The following is a 22,099-nucleotide window of genomic DNA, read 5'->3' as shown; positions in this document are numbered from 1 at the left end:
CGGGGAGAACCGAGTGGCCGCTTCGGGGTAAATGATCGGCAAAGGATGTCAGGACAGGGTCAGCGGCTTCACCCAGCGCCGCCACTGCTCCTCGGGCGAGTACCCCGCCGCACGCCACGCGTGCTGCCCGGTCTCGTTCTCGGTGAGCACCATCGCGTCCCCACGCCGTCCGCCGAGTTCCACGAAACGTTCCTCCGCGGCGGCCAGCAGTGCGCCGCCGATGCCCTGGCGGCGATGGGCCGGGTGCACGGCGAGCCGGTAGAGGTGGCAGCGCCAGCCGTCGAAGCCCGCGATCACCGTGCCTACCAGCGCGCCCGCTCGCTCGGCCAGGATCAGCGCATTCGGGTCGCGGGCGACCAGCCGTTCGACGCCGTCGCGGTCGTCGCTGATGCTGGTGCCCTCGGCGGCGGTCTTCCAGAAGGTCAGCACCGTGTCCAGGTCGTCGGGGGTGGCGGCCCGTATCCGCAGGTCGGTCATGGCGTGATCCCACCACCGGCCGGGACCGATCCGCGCCTGATTTCCAGCATCCGGGCAAACACGGGGCGGCCCACGGCGCCGACGGGCACCCGTCCGTCACCCGTCCTCACTCGTGCGCGATCGCCGCGAGTACGTTCATCCGGGACGCCCGCAACGCCGGCAGCAGTGCCGCCGCCACCCCGACCACCGCCGAGCCGATCACGACGGCGACGATCGTGCCCCACGGGATCGCCAGCGCGGTCATGCCCTCCAGCGCCAGTACCTGCTGGGTGCACAGGCCCCAGACCAGCCCCAGCGCCAGGCCGAGCACCGCTCCGAACACCGCGATCACCAACGACTCCAGCCGGATCATCCGTCGCAGCTGTCGCCGGGCGAGCCCGATGGCCCGCAGCAGCCCGATCTCCCGGGTGCGCTCGACGACGGACAGGGCAAGGGTGTTGACCACGCCCAGCACGGCGATGACGATCGCCAGCCCGAGCAGCGCGTACACCAGGTAGAGCAGCACCGCGATCTGGTCGTTGACGAGTTGCTTGTAGTCGGCCAGGTCCCGCACCTGTACCTGCGGATACGCCTCCAGCGTCGTCTCCAGGCCGTCACGCAGGTCGTCGGCGACGGTGCCGGGCGAGCCGTTGACGTACAGCGCGGAGTCCTGCGCGCCCGGCGCGTACCGCTCCAGCGCCGCGAGCCCGAAGTAGATCCCGCCCTGCATGCCGAAGCCCCCGGAGGACTCCTGGTCAGTCAGCGCGCCGACGGTAAGCTCGGCCTCGCGTCCGCCCTGGAACTCGACGGGCACCGTGCTGCCGACCTTCAGGCCGTGGTCCCGCGCGAAGTCCCGGTCCATCGCCATCCGCCCGGGGGCCAGCGCGGTGGCGCTGTCGCCCTGCGCGTAGGAGACGTTGGCGACCTCGTCGAGCCGCGGGTCGTAGCCGGCGGCCGTCGTCTCGATCCGGTCGCCGTCGGGGACGGTCACCGCGATCGGCGCGAACCGGGAGCGCACGACCAGGCCGACGCCCTCGGTCTCGCGCACCCGCTCGGTGACCTCCCGCGGGAACGGCACGAAGTTGGCGTTCTGGAGCACGAAGTCCGCGCCCAGCGTCTGGTCGATCTGCTCGTCGAACGATTTCGTCATCGAGGCGCTCGCCACCGACATCCCGCCGACGAGGGCGAGCCCGACCATGAGCGCGGCCGCGGTGGCGCCCGTACGACGGGGGTTGCGCAGGGCGTTGCGCTGGCTCATCCGCCCGACCGAACCGAACAGCGCCGGGAACCACCCGCCCAGCACCCGGATCACCGGCCGTACCAGCAGCGGCCCCGCGATCACCGTCGCGACCAGCGTTAGTACGACGCCGAGACCGAGCAGCGAGGCCGCCGATCCGACGTCGGCGGCCACCACGCAGCCGACCAGCGCGGCCGCGCCGGCCGCCCCGACGACCGTGCCCACGATCGCGCGCAACCTGAGCGGCCGGCCCACCCCGGCGACCTCCGCGTCCGCGAGCGCCGCCATCGGCGACACGGAGGCGGCGCGGCGCGCGGGGAGGTACGCGGCGACGAAGGTGACGCCGACGCCGACGACGTACGCCGTCACGGGGGTCGCCCAGCCGATGACCATCTCGGTGGACCTGATGTTCATGCCGAGCAGGCCCATCAGCCCGATCAGCCCGGCCGCGAGCCCGATGCCGGCGGCCAGGCCCAGCGTGGAGCCCACCAGGCCGAGGAGCAGCGCCTCGGTCAGCACCGAACGGCGGACCTGGCGGCGGTCGGCGCCGAGCGCGCGCAGCAGGCCCAGTTCGCGGGTGCGCTGCGCGATCAGCATGGAGAAGGTGTTGACGATCAGGAACACGCCCACCAGTACCGCGATCCCGGCGAAGCCGAGCATCACCCACTTGATGACGTCGAGGAAGCCGCCGAGCTGTTCGACGTCCGACTGGGCCTTCTCGCCCGCGGTGCGCAGGTCGTAGCGGCCGGTGCCGAGGGTGTCCGCCACCCGCTGCTTGAGCGTGTCGTCGCTGACGCCCGGCGCCGCGTCCACCGTGATGCCGGTGGCGCCCTTCGGGTCGCCGAGGAACTTGGTCTGCGCGGTCGGTGTGTCCACGAACAGCAGCGCGGCACCGGGGTTGGTCGTGGTGAAGGTGACGATGCCGACCACCTCGGCCCTGAACGAGCCGGGCGCGGCGATCACCGTCAGGGTGTCGCCCACCCCTACGTCGCTGCGCTCGGCCGTCTCGGAGTCGATCAGCGCCTCGCCGGGGCCGCGCGGGACGTGACCGGAGGTCAGCTCCACGGGGCTGCGCTCGGTCGGGTTCCAGTTGTTGCCGAGCGTGGGGGCGCCGCTCGTCGGGCTGACCGACTCGTTGCGGTCGTCGACGACGGTGATGTTCTGGACCTCGACCTCCGCGCGGGCGGCGGCCACCCCGTCGATCCCGGCGACCCGCTCGGCGAGGGCGGCCGGCAGGGTGGCCGTGGCACCGGACGGCACCGCCTCGGCGAGGGTCTCCTTGGGGCTGACGGTGACATCGGCCGCGGTCGACGCGAAGAGCCGGTCGAAGGTGCGGCTGACGGTGTCGGAGAAGATCAGGCTGCCCGCGACGAACGCCACGGACAGCAGCACCGCCAGCGCCGAGAGGAGCAGCCGCCCCTTGTGGGCGAGGAAGCTTCTGAGCGTCGCCTTCAGCACGGCGTCATTCTCCCTGGGCGCTTGTGCCGTCGTCGTACTGACGGCGGATCCCGTCGAACCGCTTCATGCGTTCCAGCACCGCCTCGGCCGTCGGTCGCTCCATCTCGTCGACCATTCGCCCGTCGCCGAGGAAGAGCACCAGGTCGGAGTGGGCGGCGGCGCCCGCGTCGTGGGTGACCATGACGACGGTCTGCCCGAGTGTGTCGACGGCCTCCCGCAGGAAGCCGAGGACCTCCAGGCCCGCGCGCGAGTCGAGGTTGCCGGTCGGCTCGTCCGCGAAGATCAGCTCCGGCCGGGAGGCAAGGGCGCGGGCACAGGCGACGCGCTGCTGCTGGCCGCCGGACAGCTGGGACGGGCGGTGCTTGAGCCGGTCCCGCAGCCCGAGGGTGTCGATGACCTGGTCGAGCCACTTCTGGTCGGGGTTCCGGCCCGCGATGTCCATGGGCAGGGTGATGTTCTCCAGCGCGTTCAGCGTCGGGATCAGGTTGAACGACTGGAACATGAAGCCGATCCGGTCCCGGCGCAGGCGTGTCAGCTCGCGCTCCTTCAGCCCGGTGATCTCGGTGCCGCCGAGCCACACCTGGCCCGCCGAGACGGTGTCGAGCCCGGCCAGGCAATGCATGAGGGTGGACTTGCCGGACCCCGAGGGGCCCATCACGGCGGTGAAGCGCCCGCGCGCGATGTCGACGTCCACCGAGTCCAGGGCGAGCACCGTCGTCTCGCCCGAGCCGTACGCCTTGGTCAGCCCCCGGGTGCGGGCGGCGACCCCGTCGGCCGAGGCGTGTCCCGGGGCGTGCTGCGCAGCAGGTGTGGACAAGGGGTCCTCCTTGGTCGCTCCTCGCTCATGGGCGTCCCGGGTACCGCGCGGACGACTTCCCGGCTGGGGCAGACAGTAGTGTGACGCGCGGCACACACGGTATCCCCCGGAGGTCCCGGGTGTTCTCCTGCCCAGGTCGTGCACCGGAGACGGCTGTAGGGGGCAGGCAACCGGCCGTGCGGTGGCCCCTTGCCGTGCTAGCGTCCGAGCGCTAGCTTCGAAGTATGGCCAAGACCCAGCTGAACGTTCGCGTCGACGAGGACACCGCCCGCGCGGCACGCGAACGCGCCCTCGCGCGCGGGATGAGCGTCAACCGCTACATCGAGGAGCTCGTCAAGCAGGACACCGGCGAGGTCGGCCACACCTTCGTGGAGGCCGCCGCCGACTTCATGAAGCAGTACGAGTCGGTGTTCGCGGAAGAGTTCGGCACCGACCGCGAGGGCCGCGTGAGCGCACGCCCCACGAAGGAAAGCCGTGGGGGCCGCACGAGCGAAGGTCGCCGCTGATCCCTTGAGCGACCTCACCATCGACCTCGCCTGGCTCCTGATGCTCGCCGAACAGAAGACGCCGGGGGACCCCCAGGTCACCGACTGGGGCGCCCTCGTCGCCGCCGTCGCCCGCCACCAGGCCGAGATCTTCGACCTCCCCGTGTACGACACCCCGCACACCCGCGCCGCCGCCCTGCTCCAGTTGCTCATCCACGTCCCGGCGCTGGAGCGCTCCAACGCCCTGTTCGCCTCCGCCGTCGCCTACGCCTACCTCGTCGCGAGCGGCGCCAAGGTCGTCACCTCGCCCGAGCAGGTGCGCGATCTGGCCCGGCTCGTCAAGAGCGGTGAGGCGTCGGTGCACGACATCGCGCGCGAGCTGCGCCAGTGGAGCCTGTGAGGCGCCTGCCTACGGCTGCGGCCGCCACGCGGTGCCGAGCACGCAGAACGACGAGGGCAGGACCGGCCCCTTCTCCGGCATCAGCATGCGCCGGTACGGGCCGAGTTCGAACCCGGCGTCCCGGAACGCGCCCACCGGGTCCCGGGACAGATGGCAGCCGCCGGTCAGCACGGGCCACAGCGTGCGGTCCAGCGCGCGCTGTGTGAAGCCCATGGCGCGGCCACCGCCCCGCCCGTGCTCGAAGAACCGCACCTGACCGCCCGGCCGCAGCACCCGCCGCACCTCGCCGAGGGCGCGCGGCACGTCCCGCACGCTGCACAGCACCAGCGACAGCACCACCGCGTCGAAGCCCTCGCTCTTGACCGGCAGTGCTTCCGCCACACCCGGCACCACGTCGACGGGCACGTCGGCGCGCAGGGCGGTCTCCACCGCCAGCTTCCGCAGGCTGCGCTCCGGTTCGATGGCGACGACCTCGGCGACCGTGCGCGGGTAGTGCGCGAAGTTCAGTCCGTTGCCCGCGCCGATCTCGATCACCCGCCCGGACAGTCCGGCGAGCAGCCGGTCGCGTACCTGGCCCATGCCCAAGCGGGTCTCGGCGGCCACGCTGACGCGGGCGTAGTAGCGGGCGAACAGCGGGTGGTGCACGGGATCCCGCGCCACCTTGCCGGTGCCGGCGGACCGAAGCGGCATGGAAACCTCCCGGGCAGGACGGGCCGTACCGGGATTGTCCCCCGGAAACGCCCGGTGCACCCCCGTCCGCCGCGCACGCCACGAAGTCGCGCGCGGCGGCTTCTTGATGCCGCGGTTGTTGCCCGGAGCGCGGTCGGTCGCCGAGCCACCGGTCAGCGCCGCGGCGCACGAAACCCACGCCGAGCCCCCAACCGGGGGCCGACGGAGGGCGGTCGACGCCGATGACCGAGCGACTGCCCGAGCCCGCGCGACACCCACCGGCGAACCGAGGCCGGACCCGGACACCGCTGTCGGGCTGCCGCCCCGGTGACCGCCCCGTCGGCCGAGCTGTTGCCCGACGGTGGAGCCACGCACGGGCTGACGGGGTGCCCCCGCTCGGCCGAGCGGTTGCCGATCGATCGAGCCACGCCTGCACCGACCGGCCGGACCGAGGGCGGAGCCGCCCACCGCCGATCGCCCTGCTGACGGCCCCGCTGTTGCCCACCGGCCCAGTCGCGCCGACCGGCCGGACCAAGGGCGGAGCCGCCCACCGCTGACGGCACCGCTCGGCCGAGCGCTCGCCCGACGGTCGAGTCGCCCCCACGGAACCGAAGGCGGAGCCGCCCACCCCTGACCGACGACCGCCCCGCTGAGGATCCCACCCGCCGGCCGCCCCCGTCGGCCGACGGCCCAGCCGTTCATGCTCCCGCCGGCCGATGGGCCAGCCGCTCACCGCCCCGCCGGCCGAGCGGCTACCCGAGGGCAGGGCTACACCTACCGGCGGCCCGAGGCGGAGCCGCCCACCGCCGACCGCCTCCCCGCGACCGCCCCGCTGACGGCCCCGCCGGCCGATCCCTCCGCCGGCCGATCGCTCCCACCGGCCGACGGCCCAACCGCTCATGCTCCCGCCGGCCCAGCCGCTCACGCCCCCGCCGGCCGACGGCCCAGCCGCTCACCCCGCCGTCGGCCCACGGCCGGTCGCTCACCGGACCGCCGGCCCCGGCGAACAACCGACGGCCCCGGCGGAGCTTTGTCGTGCGACGCCCCGCGGGCGTTCAGCCGAGCGCCCGCGGCCGCTCCCGGATCCGGAACGCCTCCGCGTCCCACGTGCCGTCGAGCCGCGGCGCCAGCCATCCCGGTGCCGCCGCCCGGAAGGCCTCCGGTGCCACCGCCCCCGAGCCGGCCGGCAGGGCACCCAGCAGCGGCGCGTCCGCCACCTCCGGCAGATCCGCCAGATTGCAGCGCGAGGCCAGATCCGGCTCGGTGGGCCAGCTGCCGATCACCACCCCCGCCAGGTCGAGCCCCCGGGCGCGCACCTCACGCGCCGTCAGCTCGGTGGTGTTGAGCGTCCCCAGCCCCGCCGCGACCACCACCAGCACCGGCGCCGCCAGGAGCCCGGCCGCGTCCGCCAGCGTCCCGCCCGCCGGGTCGAACCGCACCAGCAGCCCGCCCGCGCCCTCCAGCAGCACCAGATCGTGCTCGGTGGCCAGCTTGGCGGCGGCCTCGGCGATGTCGTGCGGATGCACCGGTGCCAGCCCGGCGCGCCGCGCCGCGGTGCCCGGCGCCAACGGCTCCGGGTACCGGGCAAGTTCGGTCGCCGTGACCGGGCCCGCCAGCCGCGTCACCTCCTCCGCGTCCCCGGGCTCATCGGGCCGTACGCCCGTCTGGGCGGCCTTCAGAACGGCGACCGAACGCCCCGCGGCCGTCGCCGACGCGGCGATCGCGGCCGTCGTGACCGTCTTGCCGACCTCCGTGCCCGTCCCCGTGATCACCAGGATCGGCATGTCATCCCTCCCGCGCGGCCGCGCACACCGCGCGCCCGATCCGTGCCAGGTCCGCGTCTCCCGTGACGTACGGCGGCATGGTGTAGACGAGGTCGCGGAACGGCCGCAGCCACACGCCCTCGCGCACGGCGGCCCGCGTCGCCACCGTCATGTCCACCTCGTGGTCCAGCTGGACCACGCCGATGGCGCCCAGGACCCGCACCTCCCGTACGCCCGGAAGGTCCGCGGCCGGTGCCAGCCCCGCCCGCAGTCCCGCCTCGATCCGCTTGACCTCGGTGCGCCAGTCCTGACCGAGCAGCAGCTCGATCGAGGCACAGGCCACGGCAGCAGCCAGCGGATTGCCCATGAACGTCGGCCCGTGCGCCAGCACCGGCACCTCGCCCCGCGAGATGCCGTCGGCGACCCGCGGCGTGCACAGCGTTGCGGCCATGGTCAGGTAACCGCCGGTCAGCGCCTTGCCCACGCACATCACATCCGGCGTCACGCCCGCGTGTTCCGCCGCGAACAGCGCGCCCGTCCGGCCGAAGCCGGTCGCGATCTCGTCGAACACGAGCAGCACGTCGTGCGCGTCGCACGCCTCGCGCAGCACCCGCAGATACGCGGGGGAGTGGAACCGCATCCCGCCCGCGCCCTGCACCACCGGTTCGACGACGACGGCGGCCAGTTCACCGGCGTGCCGCTCGATCGCCGTGCGCAGCTGCTCCGCGTACGACTCCTCGTACGTCGCCGGAGGCGCGTCGGCGAAGACCTGACGTGGCAGCACCCCGGTCCACAGCTCGTGCATGCCCCCGTCGGGGTCGCACACCGACATCGGCTGCCAGGTGTCGCCGTGGTAGCCGCCCCGCCAGGTGAACAGGCGGCGCTTCTCCGGCCGGCCGAGCGAACGCCAGTACTGCAGGCACATCTTGACCGCGACCTCGACCGACACCGACCCCGAGTCGGCGAGGAACACATGCTCCAGACCGTCAGGAGACATGTCGACAAGGAGCTTCGCCAGCCGTACGGCGGGCTCGTGCGTGAGCCCGCCGAACATCACGTGGCTCATCCGCGACAACTGCTCGCGCGCGGCCTCGTTCAGCACCGGGTGGTTGTAGCCGTGGATCGCCGACCACCAGGACGACATCCCGTCGATCAGCTCGCCCGAACCGTCCGCGAGCCGCAGCCGGATTCCGCTCGCCGACTCCACGACGAGCGGTTCCTGCCGGCCGGGCATGGGGCCGTACGGATGCCAGACGTGCCGCCGGTCGAGGTCCAGCAGCTCCGGAAGGGGCAGGTCAGGCATTGGGCGCGAGATCCGTTCCGGCACCCCGGCGGCGTACGGCGACCAGGTCCGTGCGTGGCTCGATGGCCTGCGGGACAGGCGCGGAACCGCGGACCCCGCCCTCGTGGGACCCGCACCCCCCGCCCTCGTGGGACCCGCACCCGGCGTCCGCGTGCGACTCGCAGCCGGCGCCTTCCGCACTGCTGTGCGAGCCGCAGCCGCCGCCCGCCGCGCCCTCGTGCGATCCGCAGCCACCGCCCACCCGGTGCTCCGGCAGCGTCACCTGATCGGCGCCCTCCACCTCGAACCCGGCGTCGGCGATCATCTCCAGGTCCGCCTTGCCGGCCTGGCCCTCGCTGGTGAGGTAGTCGCCCAGGAAGACGGAGTTGGCCAGGTGCAGGGCGAGGGGCTGCATCGTGCGCAGATGGACCTCGCGGCCGCCCGCGATGCGCACCTCGACGTCCGGGCAGACGAACCGCACCATCGCGAGGATCCGCAGACAGCGCTGCGGGGTGAGGTGCCACTCCTTGGCGAGCGGCGTGCCCTCGAACGGGATCAGGAAGTTGACCGGCACCGAGTCCGGGTCCAGCTCGCGCAGCGAGAAGACGACGTCGACCAGGTCCTCGTCCGACTCGCCCATCCCCGCGATCAGACCGGAGCAGGCCGACAGGCCGGCCGCGTGCGCCTTCTGCACGGTCTCGACACGGTCGGCGTAGGTATGCGTGGTCGTGATGTCCGCGTACGTGCCCTCGGACGTGTTGAGGTTGTGGTTGTAGGCGTCGGCGCCGGCCTCGCGCAGCCGCTCCGCCTGGCCGTCGGAGAGCAGACCGAGGCAGGCGCACACCTCGACGCCCTCGTTCTGCTCCTTGATCGTCCTGATCGTCTCGGAGACCCGGTCGACGTCCCGGTCGGTCGGCCCGCGTCCGCTGGCCACCAGACAGACCCGCTTGGCACCGCCCGCGAGGCCCGCGGCGGCGGCCTCGGAGGCCTCGCCGGGCTTCAGCCAGGTGTACTTGAGGATCCCGGCCTTGGAACCGAGCCGTTGGGAGCAGTACGAGCAGTCCTCCGGGCACAGGCCCGACTTGAGGTTGACCAGGTAGTTGAGCTTCACCCTTCGGCCGAACCAGTGGCGGCGCACCTTGCCGGCCGCGGCCACCACATCGAGTAGGTCGTCGTCGGAAGTGGCGAGGACGGCCAGTGCTTCCTCGCGGGTCGGCGTCTCGCGCCGAAGCCCCTTGTCCACCAGCGTGTTCAGCAGGTCCATGAAAGTGATCCTGTCCTAACGCACCGCTTCCGGCCAAGAGGAGACTTCGCACAACCCCGCGTGTTCGACGTGTGGGTATTGCCACACCCTGAGCCCCGATGGGTCCCGCTAGTGTCTGTTCACTGCCTACAAAAACACCGGAGGACGGACCCCATGGCGTTCGGCTGGATCGACGAGCAGGCGGAGTTGCGCCGGGGCGCCGGACTCGTACGGACCCTGCGTCCCCGCCCGGCCGACTCGCCGCTGCTCGACCTGGCGAGCAACGACTATCTGGGTCTGGCCCGCCATCCCGAGGTCGTCGAGGGCGCCGCGCGGGCGGCGCGGACGTGGGGCGGCGGGGCGACCGGCTCCCGCCTGGTCACCGGCACCACCGCACTGCACACGGAACTCGAACGCGAGCTGGCCGGCTTCTGCGGCTTCGAGGCGGCGCTCGTCTTCTCCTCCGGTTACGCCGCCAACCTGGCCGCGGTCACCGCCCTGGCGCCGCACGGCTCGCTGATCGTCTCCGACGCGGGCAACCACGCCTCGCTCATCGACGGCTGCCGACTGGCCCGGGGCACCACGCAGGTCGTCGCGCACGCCGACCCGGAGGCGGTGCGCAAGGCGCTGCACACGCATGACGGACCGGCGGTGGCCGTGTCCGACACGGTCTTCTCGGTGGACGGGGACCAGGCCCCACTCACCGCTCTGGCGCAGGCGTGCCGGGAGAGTGGCGCGGGGCTGGTCGTGGACGACGCGCACGGCCTCGGGGTGCTCGGCGACGGCGGCCGGGGGGCGCCCTACGCGGTGGGGCTGGCGGGCGCGGACGACGTGGTCGTCACGGTCACGCTGTCGAAGTCGCTGGGCAGCCAGGGGGGCGCGGTGCTCGGCCCGGCCCGGGTGATCGACCATCTGGTGAACGCGGCCCGGACGTTCATCTTCGACACCGGTCTGGCTCCCGCCGCCGCGGGTGCGGCGCTGGCGGCGCTGCGTCTGCTGCGCGGTGAGCCGGACCGGGCGGCGCGGGCGCGCGCGGTGGCGGGCGAACTGCACACCCGGCTGACGGCTCTGGGCCTGGCGGCGGTACGGCCGGACGCCGCGGTCGTCTCCGTGCGCGCGCCGTCCCCGGAGAGCGCCGTGCGCTGGGCGGCCGACTGCCGCGCCGAGGGGCTCGCCGTGGGCTGCTTCCGACCTCCCTCCGTGCCCGACGGCATCTCCCGGCTGCGGCTGACGGCCCGCGCGGACCTCTCCGGGGACCAGATCGAACGCGCTGTACGAGTCATCGGCGACACGCGACCATGAGTCGGCGGACCACGGCCGTGCATCGCGCTGTTCGGAACTGATCAGAAGTGATCCGACCCAATCAGGGTGGGTCGAATGCGAAAGCCAGCAGGACCTGTCAGAGGTGAGCCGTGAACCCCGCCCAGCTCTCGGGGGAGAAGAGCAGCGCGGGTCCGGCCGGGTCCTTGGAGTCGCGTACGGCGAGCAGACCGGCCCACGGGCCCAGGGCCGGCCGGGCTGTCTCGACGCAGTTGTTGGCGCCGGTGCTGTAGCTGCTGCGCAGCCAGTGCACACCGAGCAGTTGCGTGCTGGAAGGTACGTTCCGAGGCAGTGCGGTCATGGTGCCTCCTTACACGCCGTCACCTATCCCGGCGATGTAGTCCAACGATTCCTCGGGCGAAAGGGCGTGGAACTGAAGGGCGTTGAAGGCCTCGGTGTAGGCCTCTACGTCTTCTTTCCTTTCGAGGTAGAGGCTACTCGTCAAGTGGTCTAGAACCACAACATCCAGATCAGAAGTGCTCGAAAATGAGAAGATAACGAAAGGGCCGGTGATACCGATGTGCGCCCCCGCGGCGAAGGGCAGCACCTGGAGCCGCACCTGGGGCAGGCGGGCGGCCGCCACGAGCCGCTCCAGCTGGCGCGCCATCACCTCCTGGCCGCCGACCTCCCGGCGCAGCACCGCCTCGTCGAGCACCGCGCTCAGCACCAGCGGAGGGTGCGAACGGAGCACGTCCTGCCTGGCCAGACGTACCTCCACCAGGGCGTCCAGGCGGCTCTCGTCCAGGCCCTCGACCGCGGCGCGGGTCACGGCGCGGGCGTACTCGGGGGTCTGGAGCAGGCCCGGGACGACGGAGGTCTCCAGTGTGCGCATGGCGCCGGCCTGCGACTCCAGACTGATGAAGTCCCGGTAGGTGGGCGGCAGCACCCCCTTGTAGGCGTGCCACCAGTGGTCACGGCCGTGGCCGTCGCCGGAGCCCGCCAACGCCAGAAGGAGATCTCCGAGTTGGGCGTCGTCAACCCCGTAGGCATCCAGGAGTAACCGCACATCGGCCGGTTTCACGCCGCTGGCGCCGGTCTCGATCCGGCTCACTTTCGACTGGTGCCATCCCACCAGCCGGGCCGCCTCACCGCTTGTGAGGCCCGCGCGGCCTCGCAGTGTGCGTAATTCGGCGCCCAGTTTCCGGCGGCGCACCGCGGGACCGTGCTGCATGGGCTACTCCTTACTCCTTCCGAGCCGCCCAAATACGCTCTGCCGTCGCAGAGTTCACCGCTTCGAGCGACAGATATATGCATATCTTGGTGGATCGCCACCGCTACCGGGCTTTGAGTGGCAGTCTGGCGAAGAAGCACCAGTCCGGGACCGTACTCGAACCATCCGCTCCGTGTCGGACTGCGGTCCCGTGGGAAAGGGACGACGTCGCCATGGCAGACCATCTGGAAGCATCCGTCACTCTGCCGAGCGATCCCGCCTCGGTCTCCACCGCCCGCACCTACGTGGTCAGCACCCTGGCGGAATGGGGCCTGCCACCGGAGACCGAGGCGGCCGACACGATCAGGCTCATCATCTCCGAACTCGCCACCAACGCCGTCCAGCACACCCTCGGTCAGTCACCCACCTTCACGGTCGCGATGCAGCTCGACCGCGACGAGCAGCTCCGCATCGGGGTGACCGACAGTCACCCACGCTTCCCCAAGCGGCTCCCGGCCGCCGTTCAGCAGGACAACGGCCGCGGCATGGTCATCATCCGCTGGCTCACCGCCGAGTGCGGAGGCCGTCTCAGAGTCCGCCCGACCCGCGAGGGTGGCAAGACGGTCTCCATCGAACTGCCCTGGACGGTACCGGTGCGCCCGGCCCGCCTGGCGGGCCGACAGGAGCCGTAGCCCACCGGGGGGCGAGCCGCCGTGCCGGAGCGGGCGGGGCGGGGAGCCGGTGTCGCCGGGTCCGTCGTGGGGTGGCGTCAGGTCGGGCGGGGCTGCCGGGCCTGGGCGAAGGCGCCGCGGAGGAGGGCGCGGAAGACGTCCGCCGCCGGGGTCGTCCCGCCGGTGCGGTGGGCGAACGAGGTCGTGCGGCGCAGCTCGCCCGCCGACAGCGGGCGCATCCCACCGGCGTGACCGCCGTGCGCGCCACCACCTCCGGTACGACCGCCACCCCGAGCCCCGCGCTCACGAGCGCGCACACGACGGCGTACCCCGGCGTGGCGACCAGTACCGGGGGGCGCCGTCCCGGCGCGTGCCAGCGCCGCCTCCCCCCTGCCGGGCGGGGTGGTCCGGCGCCACGCCGCTCAACGGCTGCCCGGCCGGCTCGGCCGGCGGCAGCCGCGAGCCCCTCGCGGCCGAGGGCGTGGCCGCCATGCCGGGCGCGGACTTCACCGTCTCGTACGCAACGCGTTGATCTCCCGCCGGGTCGGCGTGGCGTGCGCGCCGGGGATCGCGGGCGGGCTGCTGCCGCACACCGCCCGCCCGTGGCCGGCGTCGCGGCCGTTCTCGCCGCCGTGCCCGCGCTGTTCCGGGCCCTCCAGCCGGCCGGCCGCGCACCTACGTGCTCTTTCTCGGGCTCCGGGCCCTGTGGGCCGTACGACGGCCCTGTACCGCCGCCGGCGGGGAGCCGACCCCGGCCGCCGTGCACCCCGCTGTGCCAGGGCTTCGTCACCAACGCCCCGAACCCCAAGGCGCCGGTGACCTTCCTCAGCCTGCTGCCGCAGTTCGTCCCGGCAGGCGCCCCGGCACTGCCGCGCACCCTGCTGCGGGCGCTGATCATCGTGGCCCTCGCCCCTGGTGTGGTTCCCGGCGGTGGCCCTGCTGGTGGACCGTCTCGGCCACTGGCTGCGCAGGCCGGGCGCCGCCCGTGCCCTGGACAGCGTCACGGGCGCCGCGCTGACGGTCCTCGGCGCGACCCTGCTGTCCGAGTCGGTCCGAGTCCGTGTCACGGGCGGGGCGGCGGCGTCCCCTCCGGGCGCCGCCACCGCCACCCGAGGGTCACTTCACCCGGCCGTACCAGACGCTCTTGGTCCAGATCTTCTGGAGCCTCACCACGTCCCCGGTCTTCGGGGCGTGCCAGATCTTCCCCTTCCCGGCGTAGATCCCCACGTGGTACACGTTCGACCCCGAGTGGAAGAACACGAGGTCACCGGCCTTGCGGCTCTTGGCCCCGACGTGGCGGGTCTTGTTGTACTGCTGGGCGGCCGTGCGGGGCAGCTTCTTGCCCGCCTTCTTGAACGAGTACAGCGTCAGCCCGGAGCAGTCGAACCTGCGCGGCCCGGTGGCGCCCCACCTGTACGGGGAGCCCTTCTTCGAGGCGGCGATCTGGAGTGCCTTCGTCGCCGGTGTGGCGGCCGCGGCCTCCGAGGCGAAGCCCGGAGCAACGACGGAGCCGCCCACCGCGGCGAGGGTGAGGGCCGAGGCCGTACCAGCGCGGGCCATCAGCGACGGGACACGATTGAGCGCGGTCATGCGCAACCCTTCGTCAGCCGCCTGTGAAGGATGACCTGTCGGATTCGGGCTGGCGAAGTTGCCCGGCCGCGTTGCCACGGCTTCACCCCAAGGGACGCTCGGAGATTGCGCTCCGGCGACCCGTCGTGCTCGGGTCCTCCACTCCTGCCGATCCACTCCTGTCGACCGGTCATCCGGGCGGCGGCAGGACTCGGCGTCCGCCCGGACCGCCCCGCCGCGGCGGCGGGGGCTTGTCGTCAGTCAGGGATCTTGACTCACGGAAGTCCGAAAATCCCAACGCAATCGGGGATTTGTGGCGTTACTCACCACTCACCCGTTCGGGTGGACAGCCTCCTGTGCGAACGGGTGTCAAGGGCGCCACGCGACCCCGGACCAGCGAGGGAAGGTCTCATTCCGCCCCGGAGCAGCCCTCGTTGCGCAACCGCAAGGGCCCCGAGAAAGGGGGTGAAGGTCATCCGGACGGCGGTAGCCCTTTTGGTCCGTTTCAACTCCCGCCCGCACATTCCGTCATGACTCCCGGCGGTCCGAGGCGACGGCGGGTGGATCAGCCCTGCCGCAACTGTCGGAGCGCGGTGCAACGGGGACACGCGCCGCGCGGCGTTCACCGTCCAGCACGCGCAGCGCCCGCGCGAGGATTCGTGCGGGGAGTTCGCTCTCGCCCCGCCGGTGCATCGGCGTGAGTGCGTCGCGCGGTTCGACGGCCCTGCGCACCAGCGCCTGAGCGGCGCGCTGTCCACGATAGGTGTCGTCGGCGCACGCCGGGTCGAGATGCTCGAAGAGGCCCTGCACGTCCTTGCGGTGCGGGACGATCCGGTGGATCAGGCAGCATCTCGCCCAGCCGGGTGCGCGGCCCCGCCGACTCCGCGCCCTGAATGCCCAGATCACCGGCCTGACCCTCGAGGGGCCCGCACAGCACCCGCTGACCGGCCGTCACCCGCGTGCCGGGCAGCGTGAAGAGGCCGTGCGCCCCGTCCGCCGCAGCGGGGCGCACGGCCTGCTCGTGGTCAGCCCGCCGGTGCGGGCTCCCGCTCGGCCGCGGACTGCTTCGCCACCCCGGTACGGGACTTCAGCGCACTGCCCAGCAGCACCGCGCCGAGCCCGATCGCGGCCCACCAGATGAGGGTCAGCGCCGGGCCGAGCGCCGCCGCGCCGTCGAAGTACGACACCGAGCGCAGCAGCGTCGTCCCCGCGCCCGGCGGCAACCACTGGCCGATCGCCCCGGCCGGCTCGGGCAGCATCTGCGGCGCCGACCCCGCACCGGAGAACGGGTTGCCGAACAGCATCAGCGTGCCCGCGGCGATGCCGATCCCGGCATGGCCCAGGAGTGCGGCGAGCCCGGCGACCGCGCTGCTCACCGCCAGCGTCGACAGCCCGAGGACGGCGGCCTCGGCCCACCAGTCGCCGGTGAGGACCCCCAGCCAGCTGTGCGCGATCGCGGCCGCGATGACGCCGACCAGCGCGGACGCGCCCACCAGCGCGGTCACCGCCCGGATCCCGCGCAGCCCCCGCACGGAGACGGCCGCGCCCGCCGCGATCCCGGCCAGCGCCAGCGGCAGCACGCTCGCGGCGAGTGCGGCGCCCCGCGGGTCGCTCTCGGGAGCGGCCACCACGTCCACGGTGCGGGGCCGGGCGCCCTCGGCGGACATCGCCTGCTGGAGCAGCTGCGCGACCACCGGGCTCGCGGCCGACGCGGTCAGCAGCTCGGGACCCTGGGCGGTGACGACGATCGCGCCGTACACCGTCCGGTCCTCGACGGCCTCGCGGGCCGCGGTCTCGTCGGCGTAGCGGTGGATCTCGAAAGCGCCTTGATGCCGTGCCAGCTGCTGCTGGATCTGCACGGTGGCGGTGGCCGGGCCCGCGACACCGAGCGGCAGGTCGTGCGGCGCGGTGCGGGCGGCCGGCCAGGCGAAGGCCCACAGTGCCAGTGCCGCAACGAGCGGCACGAGGACGACGACCGCGACGACGTGCCGGGGTCCGGGGCGGGTGGAGTGCGTGCCGGGTGTGGACATGGGTTCCCCCTCGGGTGGGCGTCCAAAAAAGAAGGATCGTTCGTTTTAGACTCCGGACCACCGTGCGCCGAAGCGTGGGCGGTTGTCAAGAAAGAATGTTCGTTCTACATTGGGATCATGGCTCGTGTATCCCAGGAACACCTCGACGCCCGGCGCCGGCAGATCCTCGACGGCGCCGCCGTCTGCTTCGCCCGCAACGGGTTCCATGCCACGTCGATGCAGGACGTGCTCAAGGAGGTGAATCTCTCTGCGGGTGCCGTCTACCGCTACTTCAGCGGCAAGGAGGAACTGATCGCCGCGATCGTCGGCGAGGTGCTCGGGTCGGTCCACCAGGCCTTCGCGGAGGCGGCCCGGCAGAGCCCGCCCGCGCCGCCGGACGAGCTCGTCGCGGCGGTCCTCGGCCGGACGCTCGCCGCTCGGGAGAATCTGACGGTCGACGGGCGGCCGGCTTTTCCGCGACTCGTCATCCAGGTGTGGGCGGAGACGCTGCGCAACGAGGAACTGGCGGCCGTGCTGCGCGAGGGGTACGGCTCGGTGCGCGGGGCCTGGGCGCGGATCGTGGAGAGCTACCAGAACGCCGGGATGATGGATGCGGACGTCACCCCCGACGACGTGGCCCGCACGATGATCGCCTCGGTGATGGGCTTCCTCGCGCAGCAGTCCCTTTTCGGGCCCGTGCCCGTCGAGGTCCTCCGTGACGGACTGCGGGCGCTGACGAGCATGCGGGACGAGGGGGCCGCGACTCGTGGGTCACAGCTTGGTTAACGTGCGCGAAACGCGTGCCGACTAACCTGCCCCTCCACGCCGTCGGGGACCTTGCCGGTGGCCGCGGCAGCCGGGCCCCGCACGGTCCGGAGCGAGGAGGTGAGGTGGGACGTGCAACTTACCCCGCACGAGCAGGAGAGGCTGCTGATCCACGTGGCGGCCGACGTGGCGGAGAAGCGCCGCGCCCGCGGGCTGAGGCTGAATCACCCCGAGGCCGTCGCCCTCATCACCTCGCACATCCTCGAAGGCGCACGTGACGGCCGCTCGGTCGCCGAACTCATGGCCTCCGGACGCGAACTGCTCACCCGGGACGACGTCATGGAGGGCATCCCCGAGATGATCCACGACGTGCAGGTCGAGGCGACCTTCCCGGACGGCACCAAACTCGTCACCGTCCACGACCCGATCGTGTGAGGCGGCCTCGATGATCCCAGGAGAGATCCTCTTCGCCGACGGCCCGATTGCGTACAACCAGGGTCGCGAGGTCACCCGGCTCACCGTGCTCAACGCCGCCGACCGGCCCGTCCAGGTCGGCTCCCACTACCACTTCGCCGAGGCCAACCCCGGCCTGGAGTTCGACCGCGCCGCGGCGCGCGGCAAGCGGCTCAACGTCGCCGCCGGTACCGCCATGCGCTTCGAACCCGGCATCCCGGTGGACGTCGAACTCGTTCCGCTCGCCGGTGCCCGCGTGGTGCCCGGACTGCGCGGGGAGACGGGAGGTGCCCTCGATGCCTGAGATCTCGCGTGCCGCCTACGCCGACCTGTTCGGCCCGACGACCGGTGACCGCATCCGGCTCGCCGACACCGATCTGCTGATCGAGATCGAGGAGGACCGCAGCGGCGGGCCCGGACTCGCCGGTGACGAGGCGGTGTTCGGCGGTGGCAAGGTCATCCGCGAGTCCATGGGGCAGTCGCGTGTCACGCGCGCGGAAGGCGCGCCGGACACCGTCATCACCGGCGCCGTGATCGTCGACCACTGGGGGGTCGTCAAGGCCGACGTCGGTGTCCGCGACGGCCGGATCGCCGGGATCGGCAAGGCGGGCAACCCGGACACCATGGACGGGGTGCATCCGGCACTGGTCATCGGACCGGAGACCGAGGTCGTCGCGGGCAACGGGCGGATCCTGACCGCGGGCGCCATCGACGCGCACGTCCATCTGATCTGCCCGCAGATCGCCGACGAGGCGCTCGCCTCCGGCATCACCACCCTCGTCGGCGGCGGCACCGGGCCCGCGGAGGGCTCCAAGGCGACCACCGTGACGCCCGGCCCCTGGCACCTGGCCCGGATGCTGGAGTCGATGGAGGGATACCCCCTCAACTTCGGTCTGCTCGGCAAGGGCAACACCGTCTCGCACGACGCGATGCTGTCGCAGATCCGGGGCGGCGCGCTCGGCCTGAAGATCCACGAGGACTGGGGCGCGACGCCGGCCGCGATCGACGCCGCCCTCACGGTGGCCGACCGCACGGGCATCCAGGTCGCCATCCACACCGACACCCTCAACGAGGCCGGGTTCGTCGCCGACACCCTCGCCGCGATCGGCGGACGCGGCATCCACGCGTACCATACCGAGGGCGCGGGCGGCGGGCACGCGCCGGACATCATGTCCGTGGTCTCCGAGTCGTACGTGCTCCCGAGCTCCACCAATCCGACCCGGCCCTACACGGTCAACACGGCCGAGGAACACCTCGACATGCTGATGGTGTGCCACCACTTGAACACAGCGGTGCCCGAGGACCTGGCCTTCGCCGAGTCGCGCATCCGGCCCTCGACGATCGGCGCCGAGGACATACTGCACGACCTGGGTGCCATCTCGATCATCTCGTCCGACTCCCAGGCCATGGGCCGGGTGGGCGAAGTGATCATGCGGACCTGGCAGACGGCCCACGTGATGAAGCGGCGCCGGGGCGCGCTGCCCGGCGACGGCGGCGCGGACAACCACCGAGTACGTCGCTATGTCGCCAAATACACGATCAACCCGGCGCTCGCGCAGGGCCTCGCACGGGAGATCGGCTCCGTCGAGACCGGCAAGCTCGCCGACCTGGTGCTGTGGGAGCCCGCGTTCTTCGGGGTCAAGCCGCACCTCGTCATCAAGGGCGGAATGATCGCCTACGCGCAGATGGGCGACGCCAACGCGTCGATCCCGACGCCGCAGCCGATCCTGCCCCGGCCGATGTTCGGGGCGATCGGGCGGGCCCCGGCCGCGAACTCGTTCAACTTCGTGGCGCCCCTCGCCGTCGAGGACGGGCTGCCGGAGCGGCTCGCGCTCGGCAAGCGGTTCATGGCCATCGACTCGACGCGGGCGGTCACCAAGGCCGACATGCGGGAGAACGACGCGCGGCCCGAGGTCCGGATCGACCCCGACAGCTTCGCCGTGCACATCGACGGCGAACTCGTCGAGGCGACTCCGGCGGCCGAACTGCCCCTGGCCCAGCGTTACTTCCTCTTCTGATGTCCCGCGCGGCACTTCTCGTCCTGGCCGACGGCCGCTTCCCCGCCGGAGGGCACGCGCACTCCGGCGGGGCCGAGGCCGCGGTGAAGGCGGGGCGGGTCACGGGCGCGGCGAGCCTGGAGGAGTTCTGCCGGGGCCGGTTGCACACGACGGGACTGGTGTCGGCGGCCCTCGCGGCGGCGGCGGCGCTCGGTGTCGATCCGGAGGAACTGGACGCGGCGGCGGACGCGCGGACGCCGTCTCCGGCGCTGCGGCTCGCGGCGCGCAGGCTGGGGCGGCAGTTGCTGCGGGCCGCGCGGGTCACCTGGCCGTCCGGTGAGCTGGACGCCGTGGCGCGGGCGTTCCCCAAGGGGGCGCATCAGCCGGTGGTGCTGGGGCTCGTGGCGCGGGCGGCGGGGCTCGGGGCACTCGAAGCGGCCTACTGCGCGGCGTACGAGTGTGTGAGTGGGCCGGCCGGTGCGACGGTGCGGCTGCTGAGTCTGGATCCGTTCGAGGCGACCGGGGTGCTGGCCCGGCTGGCGCCGGAGGTGGACCGGGTGGCGGGGCGGGCGGCGGAGGTGGCGCGGGAGGTCGTCGAGGAGGGGACCGACGTGTTGCCCGCGGGGTCGGCGCCGTTGCTGGAGATCGGGGCGGAGGTGCATGCGGGGTGGGGGGTGCGGCTGTTCGCCTCGTGAGGGTTCTCGCCCCCGCCGCCCCTGCCCTTCCCATCCCCCAGGGCTCTGCCCCTTCCACCCCGCCAGGGGGGTGCCGCCCCCCCTGGACCCCCGCTTCTGCCTGAGAGGCCGACGCCAGTCACCGAAGGAGCCGTTGCCATGCATCTCGACCACCCCCACCACAGCCCCGCCGCCGTCAGTGCCGATGCCCGTCGGCCCGACGGGCGGCGGCGGGCCCTGCGGATCGGGCTCGGAGGGCCCGTCGGGTCCGGGAAGACCGCGACCGTCGCCGCGCTCTGCCGGGCGCTGCGGGACGAACTGTCCCTGGCCGTCGTCACGAACGACATCTACACCCGTGAGGACGCCGAGTTCCTGTTGCGGGAGGCCGTGCTGCCGCCGGAGCGGATCACCGCCGTGGAGACGGGGGCCTGTCCGCACACCGCGATCCGGGACGACATCTCCGCCAACCTCGAAGCGGTCGAGGACCTGGAGGACGAGGTCGGGCCGCTGGACCTGATCCTGGTCGAGTCCGGCGGGGACAATCTCACCGCCACCTTCTCCAAGGGCCTTGTCGACGCACAGGTCTTCGTCATCGACGTGGCCGGCGGCGACGACATCCCGCGCAAGGGCGGCCCCGGCGTGACCACCGCCGACCTGCTCGTCGTCAACAAGACCGACCTCGCCCCGTACGTCGGCTCCGACCTGGCCAGGATGGCCGCCGACGCCAAGGCCCAGCGCGCCGAACTGCCCGTCGTGTTCCAGTCGCTGCGTGACGACAGCGGCGTGCGGGACGTGGCCGAGTGGGTGCGCGGGCGGCTCGCCGCGTGGACGGCATGAGCGCGACGGCCACCGGAGTACGCGCCACCGCCCGGATCGTCGCCCGCGCCGACGGACGCGGCGGTACGGCACTGCCGGTACTGGCGGGGGAGGGGCCGCTGGCGCCGCGCCGGACGCGCGGGAGTGCGGGCGAGGCCCGGGTGACGCTGGTCGGCGCGATGAGCGGCCCCCTCGGTGGCGACCACTTCACGGTCGAGGCCGGCGTGGAGGAGGGGGCCCGGCTGCACGTCGGGTCGGCCGCCGCCACCCTCGCGCTGCCAGGGCAGGCCAAGGACGGGGCCCGCTACGACGTCCGGCTGAGCGTGGCCGACGGCGGCGAGCTGTGCTGGCTGCCGGAGCAGTTGATCTCCGCGCGCGACAGCGACCTGCACGTGCGCACCAGGGCCGACCTCGGCCCGGGTGCCCGTCTCGTCCTGCGCGAGGAGCAGGTGCTCGGCCGGACGGGTGAGGAACCCGGACGGCTCACCAGCCGTCTGTCCGTGCGGATCGCCGGGCGGACCGTCCTCGACCAGGAGCTGTCCTGCGGTCCGGGCGCCCCGGGCGGCTGGGACGGCCCCGCCGGGCTGGGCGGCCATCGTGCCGTCGGTCAACTGGTTGTAGTAAGGCCGGAGTTCGCGGAGCGTCCGGTGGCGTCCCGGGTCGTGGGGGAGGGCGCCGTGGTGCTGCCGCTCGCCGGGCCGGCCGCGCTGGTGACCGCCGTCGCGCCGGACGCGCGGAGCCTGCGGCGGACACTGGAGAAGGTGTTGGCCTCGTTCGGATAACAATCCGACCAGCGAACTTGCCTATCCGGTTATCGGATTGGCAAAGAAGGGGGACGGCCCCTTTCTCAGCGACCTCACAGCGG

General features: G+C 72.8%; 24 protein-coding genes, 1 pseudogene and 1 riboswitch. Of the genes and pseudogenes, 12 read left to right on the top strand and 13 right to left on the bottom strand.

Translation table 11 applies throughout. The features are described from left to right. Positions 1-48: 48 nt before the first annotated feature. From ACFV6X_RS19975 to ACFV6X_RS19965, 3 genes are all read right to left on the bottom strand, one after another. Positions 49-477 carry a GNAT family N-acetyltransferase gene (locus ACFV6X_RS19975; protein ID WP_385385271.1) on the bottom strand — a complete coding sequence of 143 codons (429 nt, stop codon included), beginning with the start codon at positions 475-477 and terminating at the stop codon, positions 49-51. Between the two features lie 106 nt (positions 478-583). Next, complete coding sequence (locus tag ACFV6X_RS19970; RefSeq protein ID WP_385385269.1) at positions 584-3,151, bottom strand: ABC transporter permease; 2,568 nt, start codon at positions 3,149-3,151, stop codon at positions 584-586. Between the two features lie 4 nt (positions 3,152-3,155). Beyond that, complete coding sequence (locus tag ACFV6X_RS19965) at positions 3,156-3,968, bottom strand: ABC transporter ATP-binding protein (protein ID WP_385385267.1); 813 nt, start codon at positions 3,966-3,968, stop codon at positions 3,156-3,158. Between the two features lie 224 nt (positions 3,969-4,192). Between ACFV6X_RS19965 and ACFV6X_RS19960 the strand changes: the two genes are divergently transcribed. Further along, a complete protein-coding gene (locus ACFV6X_RS19960; protein WP_385385265.1) occupies positions 4,193-4,474 on the top strand; it encodes an antitoxin in 282 nt (93 codons plus the stop codon). Between the two features lie 4 nt (positions 4,475-4,478). Then, positions 4,479-4,853: a fic family toxin-antitoxin system, toxin component gene (locus ACFV6X_RS19955; protein WP_385385263.1), complete on the top strand. Its 375-nt coding sequence runs from the start codon at positions 4,479-4,481 to the stop codon at positions 4,851-4,853. Positions 4,854-4,862: 9 nt separating this feature from the next. Here ACFV6X_RS19955 and ACFV6X_RS19950 read toward each other — a convergent pair whose 3' ends face one another. The 4 genes from ACFV6X_RS19950 to bioB all read right to left on the bottom strand — a co-directional run bounded on the left by ACFV6X_RS19950 (position 4,863) and on the right by bioB (position 9,831). Next, positions 4,863-5,543 (bottom strand): class I SAM-dependent methyltransferase, encoded by a 681-nt coding sequence (locus ACFV6X_RS19950; protein ID WP_385385261.1) that lies wholly within the window; start codon positions 5,541-5,543, stop codon positions 4,863-4,865. A 1,034-nt stretch (positions 5,544-6,577) separates the two neighbouring features. Further along, complete coding sequence (gene bioD / locus ACFV6X_RS19945) at positions 6,578-7,306, bottom strand: dethiobiotin synthase (protein ID WP_385385259.1); 729 nt, start codon at positions 7,304-7,306, stop codon at positions 6,578-6,580. Position 7,307: 1 nt separating this feature from the next. Next, on the bottom strand, positions 7,308-8,588 hold the full coding sequence (locus ACFV6X_RS19940) for an adenosylmethionine--8-amino-7-oxononanoate transaminase (RefSeq protein ID WP_385385257.1): 1,281 nt from the start codon (positions 8,586-8,588) through the stop codon (positions 7,308-7,310). Continuing rightward, on the bottom strand, positions 8,581-9,831 hold the full coding sequence (bioB, locus tag ACFV6X_RS19935; RefSeq protein ID WP_385385255.1) for a biotin synthase BioB: 1,251 nt from the start codon (positions 9,829-9,831) through the stop codon (positions 8,581-8,583). Before bioB ends, ACFV6X_RS19940 begins: the two co-directional genes overlap by 8 nt. Positions 9,832-9,984: 153 nt before the next feature. On the opposite strand from bioB, the gene ACFV6X_RS19930 reads away from it, so the two are divergent. Further along, complete coding sequence (locus ACFV6X_RS19930) at positions 9,985-11,112, top strand: 8-amino-7-oxononanoate synthase (protein WP_385385253.1); 1,128 nt, start codon at positions 9,985-9,987, stop codon at positions 11,110-11,112. Between the two features lie 97 nt (positions 11,113-11,209). On the opposite strand, the gene ACFV6X_RS19925 is transcribed toward ACFV6X_RS19930, so the two are convergent. Both ACFV6X_RS19925 and ACFV6X_RS19920 read right to left on the bottom strand, forming a co-directional pair. Beyond that, positions 11,210-11,431 (bottom strand): DUF397 domain-containing protein, encoded by a 222-nt coding sequence (locus ACFV6X_RS19925; RefSeq protein ID WP_196464322.1) that lies wholly within the window; start codon positions 11,429-11,431, stop codon positions 11,210-11,212. A gap of 9 nt (positions 11,432-11,440) precedes the next feature. Beyond that, the gene (locus ACFV6X_RS19920) at positions 11,441-12,301 is read right to left on the bottom strand and encodes a helix-turn-helix domain-containing protein (RefSeq protein ID WP_385385250.1); all 861 of its coding nucleotides are present in this window, start codon (positions 12,299-12,301) and stop codon (positions 11,441-11,443) included. A gap of 212 nt (positions 12,302-12,513) precedes the next feature. On the opposite strand from ACFV6X_RS19920, the gene ACFV6X_RS19915 reads away from it, so the two are divergent. Further along, on the top strand, positions 12,514-12,972 hold the full coding sequence (locus ACFV6X_RS19915; RefSeq protein WP_385385248.1) for an ATP-binding protein: 459 nt from the start codon (positions 12,514-12,516) through the stop codon (positions 12,970-12,972). Between the two features lie 77 nt (positions 12,973-13,049). On the opposite strand, the gene ACFV6X_RS19910 is transcribed toward ACFV6X_RS19915, so the two are convergent. Then, the gene (locus tag ACFV6X_RS19910) at positions 13,050-13,190 is read right to left on the bottom strand and encodes a hypothetical protein (RefSeq protein ID WP_385385246.1); all 141 of its coding nucleotides are present in this window, start codon (positions 13,188-13,190) and stop codon (positions 13,050-13,052) included. Positions 13,191-13,441: 251 nt separating this feature from the next. Here ACFV6X_RS19910 and ACFV6X_RS19905 point away from each other — a divergent pair. Beyond that, positions 13,442-13,995 (top strand): annotated as a pseudogene (locus ACFV6X_RS19905) (LysE family translocator); the annotation flags it as partial. A gap of 72 nt (positions 13,996-14,067) precedes the next feature. On the opposite strand, the gene ACFV6X_RS19900 reads toward ACFV6X_RS19905, so the two are convergent. The 3 genes from ACFV6X_RS19900 to ACFV6X_RS19890 form a co-directional block, all read right to left on the bottom strand. Further along, positions 14,068-14,541, bottom strand: coding sequence for a C40 family peptidase (locus ACFV6X_RS19900; RefSeq protein ID WP_365444920.1), 474 nt, complete (start codon positions 14,539-14,541; stop codon positions 14,068-14,070). 3 nt (positions 14,542-14,544) lie between these two features. After that, a riboswitch (cyclic di-AMP (ydaO/yuaA leader) is annotated at positions 14,545-14,747 on the bottom strand. A 301-nt stretch (positions 14,748-15,048) separates the two neighbouring features. After that, positions 15,049-15,363 (bottom strand): hypothetical protein, encoded by a 315-nt coding sequence (locus ACFV6X_RS19895; protein ID WP_385385351.1) that lies wholly within the window; start codon positions 15,361-15,363, stop codon positions 15,049-15,051. A gap of 182 nt (positions 15,364-15,545) precedes the next feature. Then, complete coding sequence (locus ACFV6X_RS19890) at positions 15,546-16,550, bottom strand: ABC transporter permease (protein WP_385385244.1); 1,005 nt, start codon at positions 16,548-16,550, stop codon at positions 15,546-15,548. A 117-nt stretch (positions 16,551-16,667) separates the two neighbouring features. On the opposite strand from ACFV6X_RS19890, the gene ACFV6X_RS19885 reads away from it, so the two are divergent. From ACFV6X_RS19885 to ACFV6X_RS19855, 7 genes are all read left to right on the top strand, one after another. Next, entirely contained in the window at positions 16,668-17,315 is a 648-nt protein-coding gene (locus tag ACFV6X_RS19885; protein WP_385385242.1) for a TetR/AcrR family transcriptional regulator, read from the top strand. Between the two features lie 111 nt (positions 17,316-17,426). Then, positions 17,427-17,729 carry an urease subunit gamma gene (locus ACFV6X_RS19880; protein WP_385385240.1) on the top strand — a complete coding sequence of 101 codons (303 nt, stop codon included), beginning with the start codon at positions 17,427-17,429 and terminating at the stop codon, positions 17,727-17,729. Positions 17,730-17,739: 10 nt separating this feature from the next. Next, positions 17,740-18,051, top strand: coding sequence for an urease subunit beta (locus tag ACFV6X_RS19875; RefSeq protein WP_385385238.1), 312 nt, complete (start codon positions 17,740-17,742; stop codon positions 18,049-18,051). Beyond that, positions 18,044-19,765, top strand: a complete 1,722-nt coding sequence (locus ACFV6X_RS19870; protein WP_385385236.1) for an urease subunit alpha — start codon at positions 18,044-18,046, stop codon at positions 19,763-19,765. Before ACFV6X_RS19875 ends, ACFV6X_RS19870 begins: the two co-directional genes overlap by 8 nt. After that, entirely contained in the window at positions 19,765-20,439 is a 675-nt protein-coding gene (locus ACFV6X_RS19865) for an urease accessory protein UreF (protein WP_385385234.1), read from the top strand. The genes ACFV6X_RS19870 and ACFV6X_RS19865 overlap by 1 nt, the downstream gene beginning before the upstream one ends. Before the next feature lie 138 nt (positions 20,440-20,577). Beyond that, on the top strand, positions 20,578-21,255 hold the full coding sequence (gene ureG / locus ACFV6X_RS19860) for an urease accessory protein UreG (protein WP_385385232.1): 678 nt from the start codon (positions 20,578-20,580) through the stop codon (positions 21,253-21,255). Then, positions 21,252-22,016, top strand: a complete 765-nt coding sequence (locus ACFV6X_RS19855) for an urease accessory protein UreD (RefSeq protein WP_385385230.1) — start codon at positions 21,252-21,254, stop codon at positions 22,014-22,016. Before ureG ends, ACFV6X_RS19855 begins: the two co-directional genes overlap by 4 nt. The last annotated feature ends 83 nt before the right edge of the window (positions 22,017-22,099 follow it).

Source organism: Streptomyces sp. NPDC059861 (assembly GCF_042731435.1).
In the GTDB taxonomy this organism is placed as follows: Bacteria; Actinomycetota; Actinomycetes; order Streptomycetales; family Streptomycetaceae; genus Streptomyces.
Note: the sequence above shows the minus strand (reverse complement) of the source record. Positions and strands in the feature narration are given on the sequence as shown.

Excerpts from the sequence above, each read along its gene's own strand:
- ACFV6X_RS19915 (WP_385385248.1), top strand. The coding sequence starts at position 12,514 with ATGGCAGACCATCTGGAAGCATCCGTCACTCTGCCGAGCGATCCCGCC.
- ACFV6X_RS19870 (WP_385385236.1), top strand. The coding sequence starts at position 18,044 with ATGCCTGAGATCTCGCGTGCCGCCTACGCCGACCTGTTCGGCCCGACG.
- ACFV6X_RS19855 (WP_385385230.1), top strand. The coding sequence starts at position 21,252 with ATGAGCGCGACGGCCACCGGAGTACGCGCCACCGCCCGGATCGTCGCC.
- ACFV6X_RS19930 (WP_385385253.1), top strand. The coding sequence starts at position 9,985 with ATGGCGTTCGGCTGGATCGACGAGCAGGCGGAGTTGCGCCGGGGCGCC.
- ACFV6X_RS19865 (WP_385385234.1), top strand. The coding sequence starts at position 19,765 with ATGTCCCGCGCGGCACTTCTCGTCCTGGCCGACGGCCGCTTCCCCGCC.
- bioB (WP_385385255.1), bottom strand. The coding sequence starts at position 9,831 with ATGGACCTGCTGAACACGCTGGTGGACAAGGGGCTTCGGCGCGAGACG.
- ACFV6X_RS19890 (WP_385385244.1), bottom strand. The coding sequence starts at position 16,550 with ATGTCCACACCCGGCACGCACTCCACCCGCCCCGGACCCCGGCACGTC.
- bioD (WP_385385259.1), bottom strand. The coding sequence starts at position 7,306 with ATGCCGATCCTGGTGATCACGGGGACGGGCACGGAGGTCGGCAAGACG.
- ACFV6X_RS19910 (WP_385385246.1), bottom strand. The coding sequence starts at position 13,190 with ATGCGCCCGCTGTCGGCGGGCGAGCTGCGCCGCACGACCTCGTTCGCC.
- ACFV6X_RS19975 (WP_385385271.1), bottom strand. The coding sequence starts at position 477 with ATGACCGACCTGCGGATACGGGCCGCCACCCCCGACGACCTGGACACG.
- ureG (WP_385385232.1), top strand. The coding sequence starts at position 20,578 with ATGCATCTCGACCACCCCCACCACAGCCCCGCCGCCGTCAGTGCCGAT.
- ACFV6X_RS19875 (WP_385385238.1), top strand. The coding sequence starts at position 17,740 with ATGATCCCAGGAGAGATCCTCTTCGCCGACGGCCCGATTGCGTACAAC.
- ACFV6X_RS19885 (WP_385385242.1), top strand. The coding sequence starts at position 16,668 with ATGGCTCGTGTATCCCAGGAACACCTCGACGCCCGGCGCCGGCAGATC.
- ACFV6X_RS19950 (WP_385385261.1), bottom strand. The coding sequence starts at position 5,543 with ATGCCGCTTCGGTCCGCCGGCACCGGCAAGGTGGCGCGGGATCCCGTG.
- ACFV6X_RS19940 (WP_385385257.1), bottom strand. The coding sequence starts at position 8,588 with ATGCCTGACCTGCCCCTTCCGGAGCTGCTGGACCTCGACCGGCGGCAC.
- ACFV6X_RS19920 (WP_385385250.1), bottom strand. The coding sequence starts at position 12,301 with ATGCAGCACGGTCCCGCGGTGCGCCGCCGGAAACTGGGCGCCGAATTA.
- ACFV6X_RS19960 (WP_385385265.1), top strand. The coding sequence starts at position 4,193 with ATGGCCAAGACCCAGCTGAACGTTCGCGTCGACGAGGACACCGCCCGC.
- ACFV6X_RS19900 (WP_365444920.1), bottom strand. The coding sequence starts at position 14,541 with ATGACCGCGCTCAATCGTGTCCCGTCGCTGATGGCCCGCGCTGGTACG.
- ACFV6X_RS19925 (WP_196464322.1), bottom strand. The coding sequence starts at position 11,431 with ATGACCGCACTGCCTCGGAACGTACCTTCCAGCACGCAACTGCTCGGT.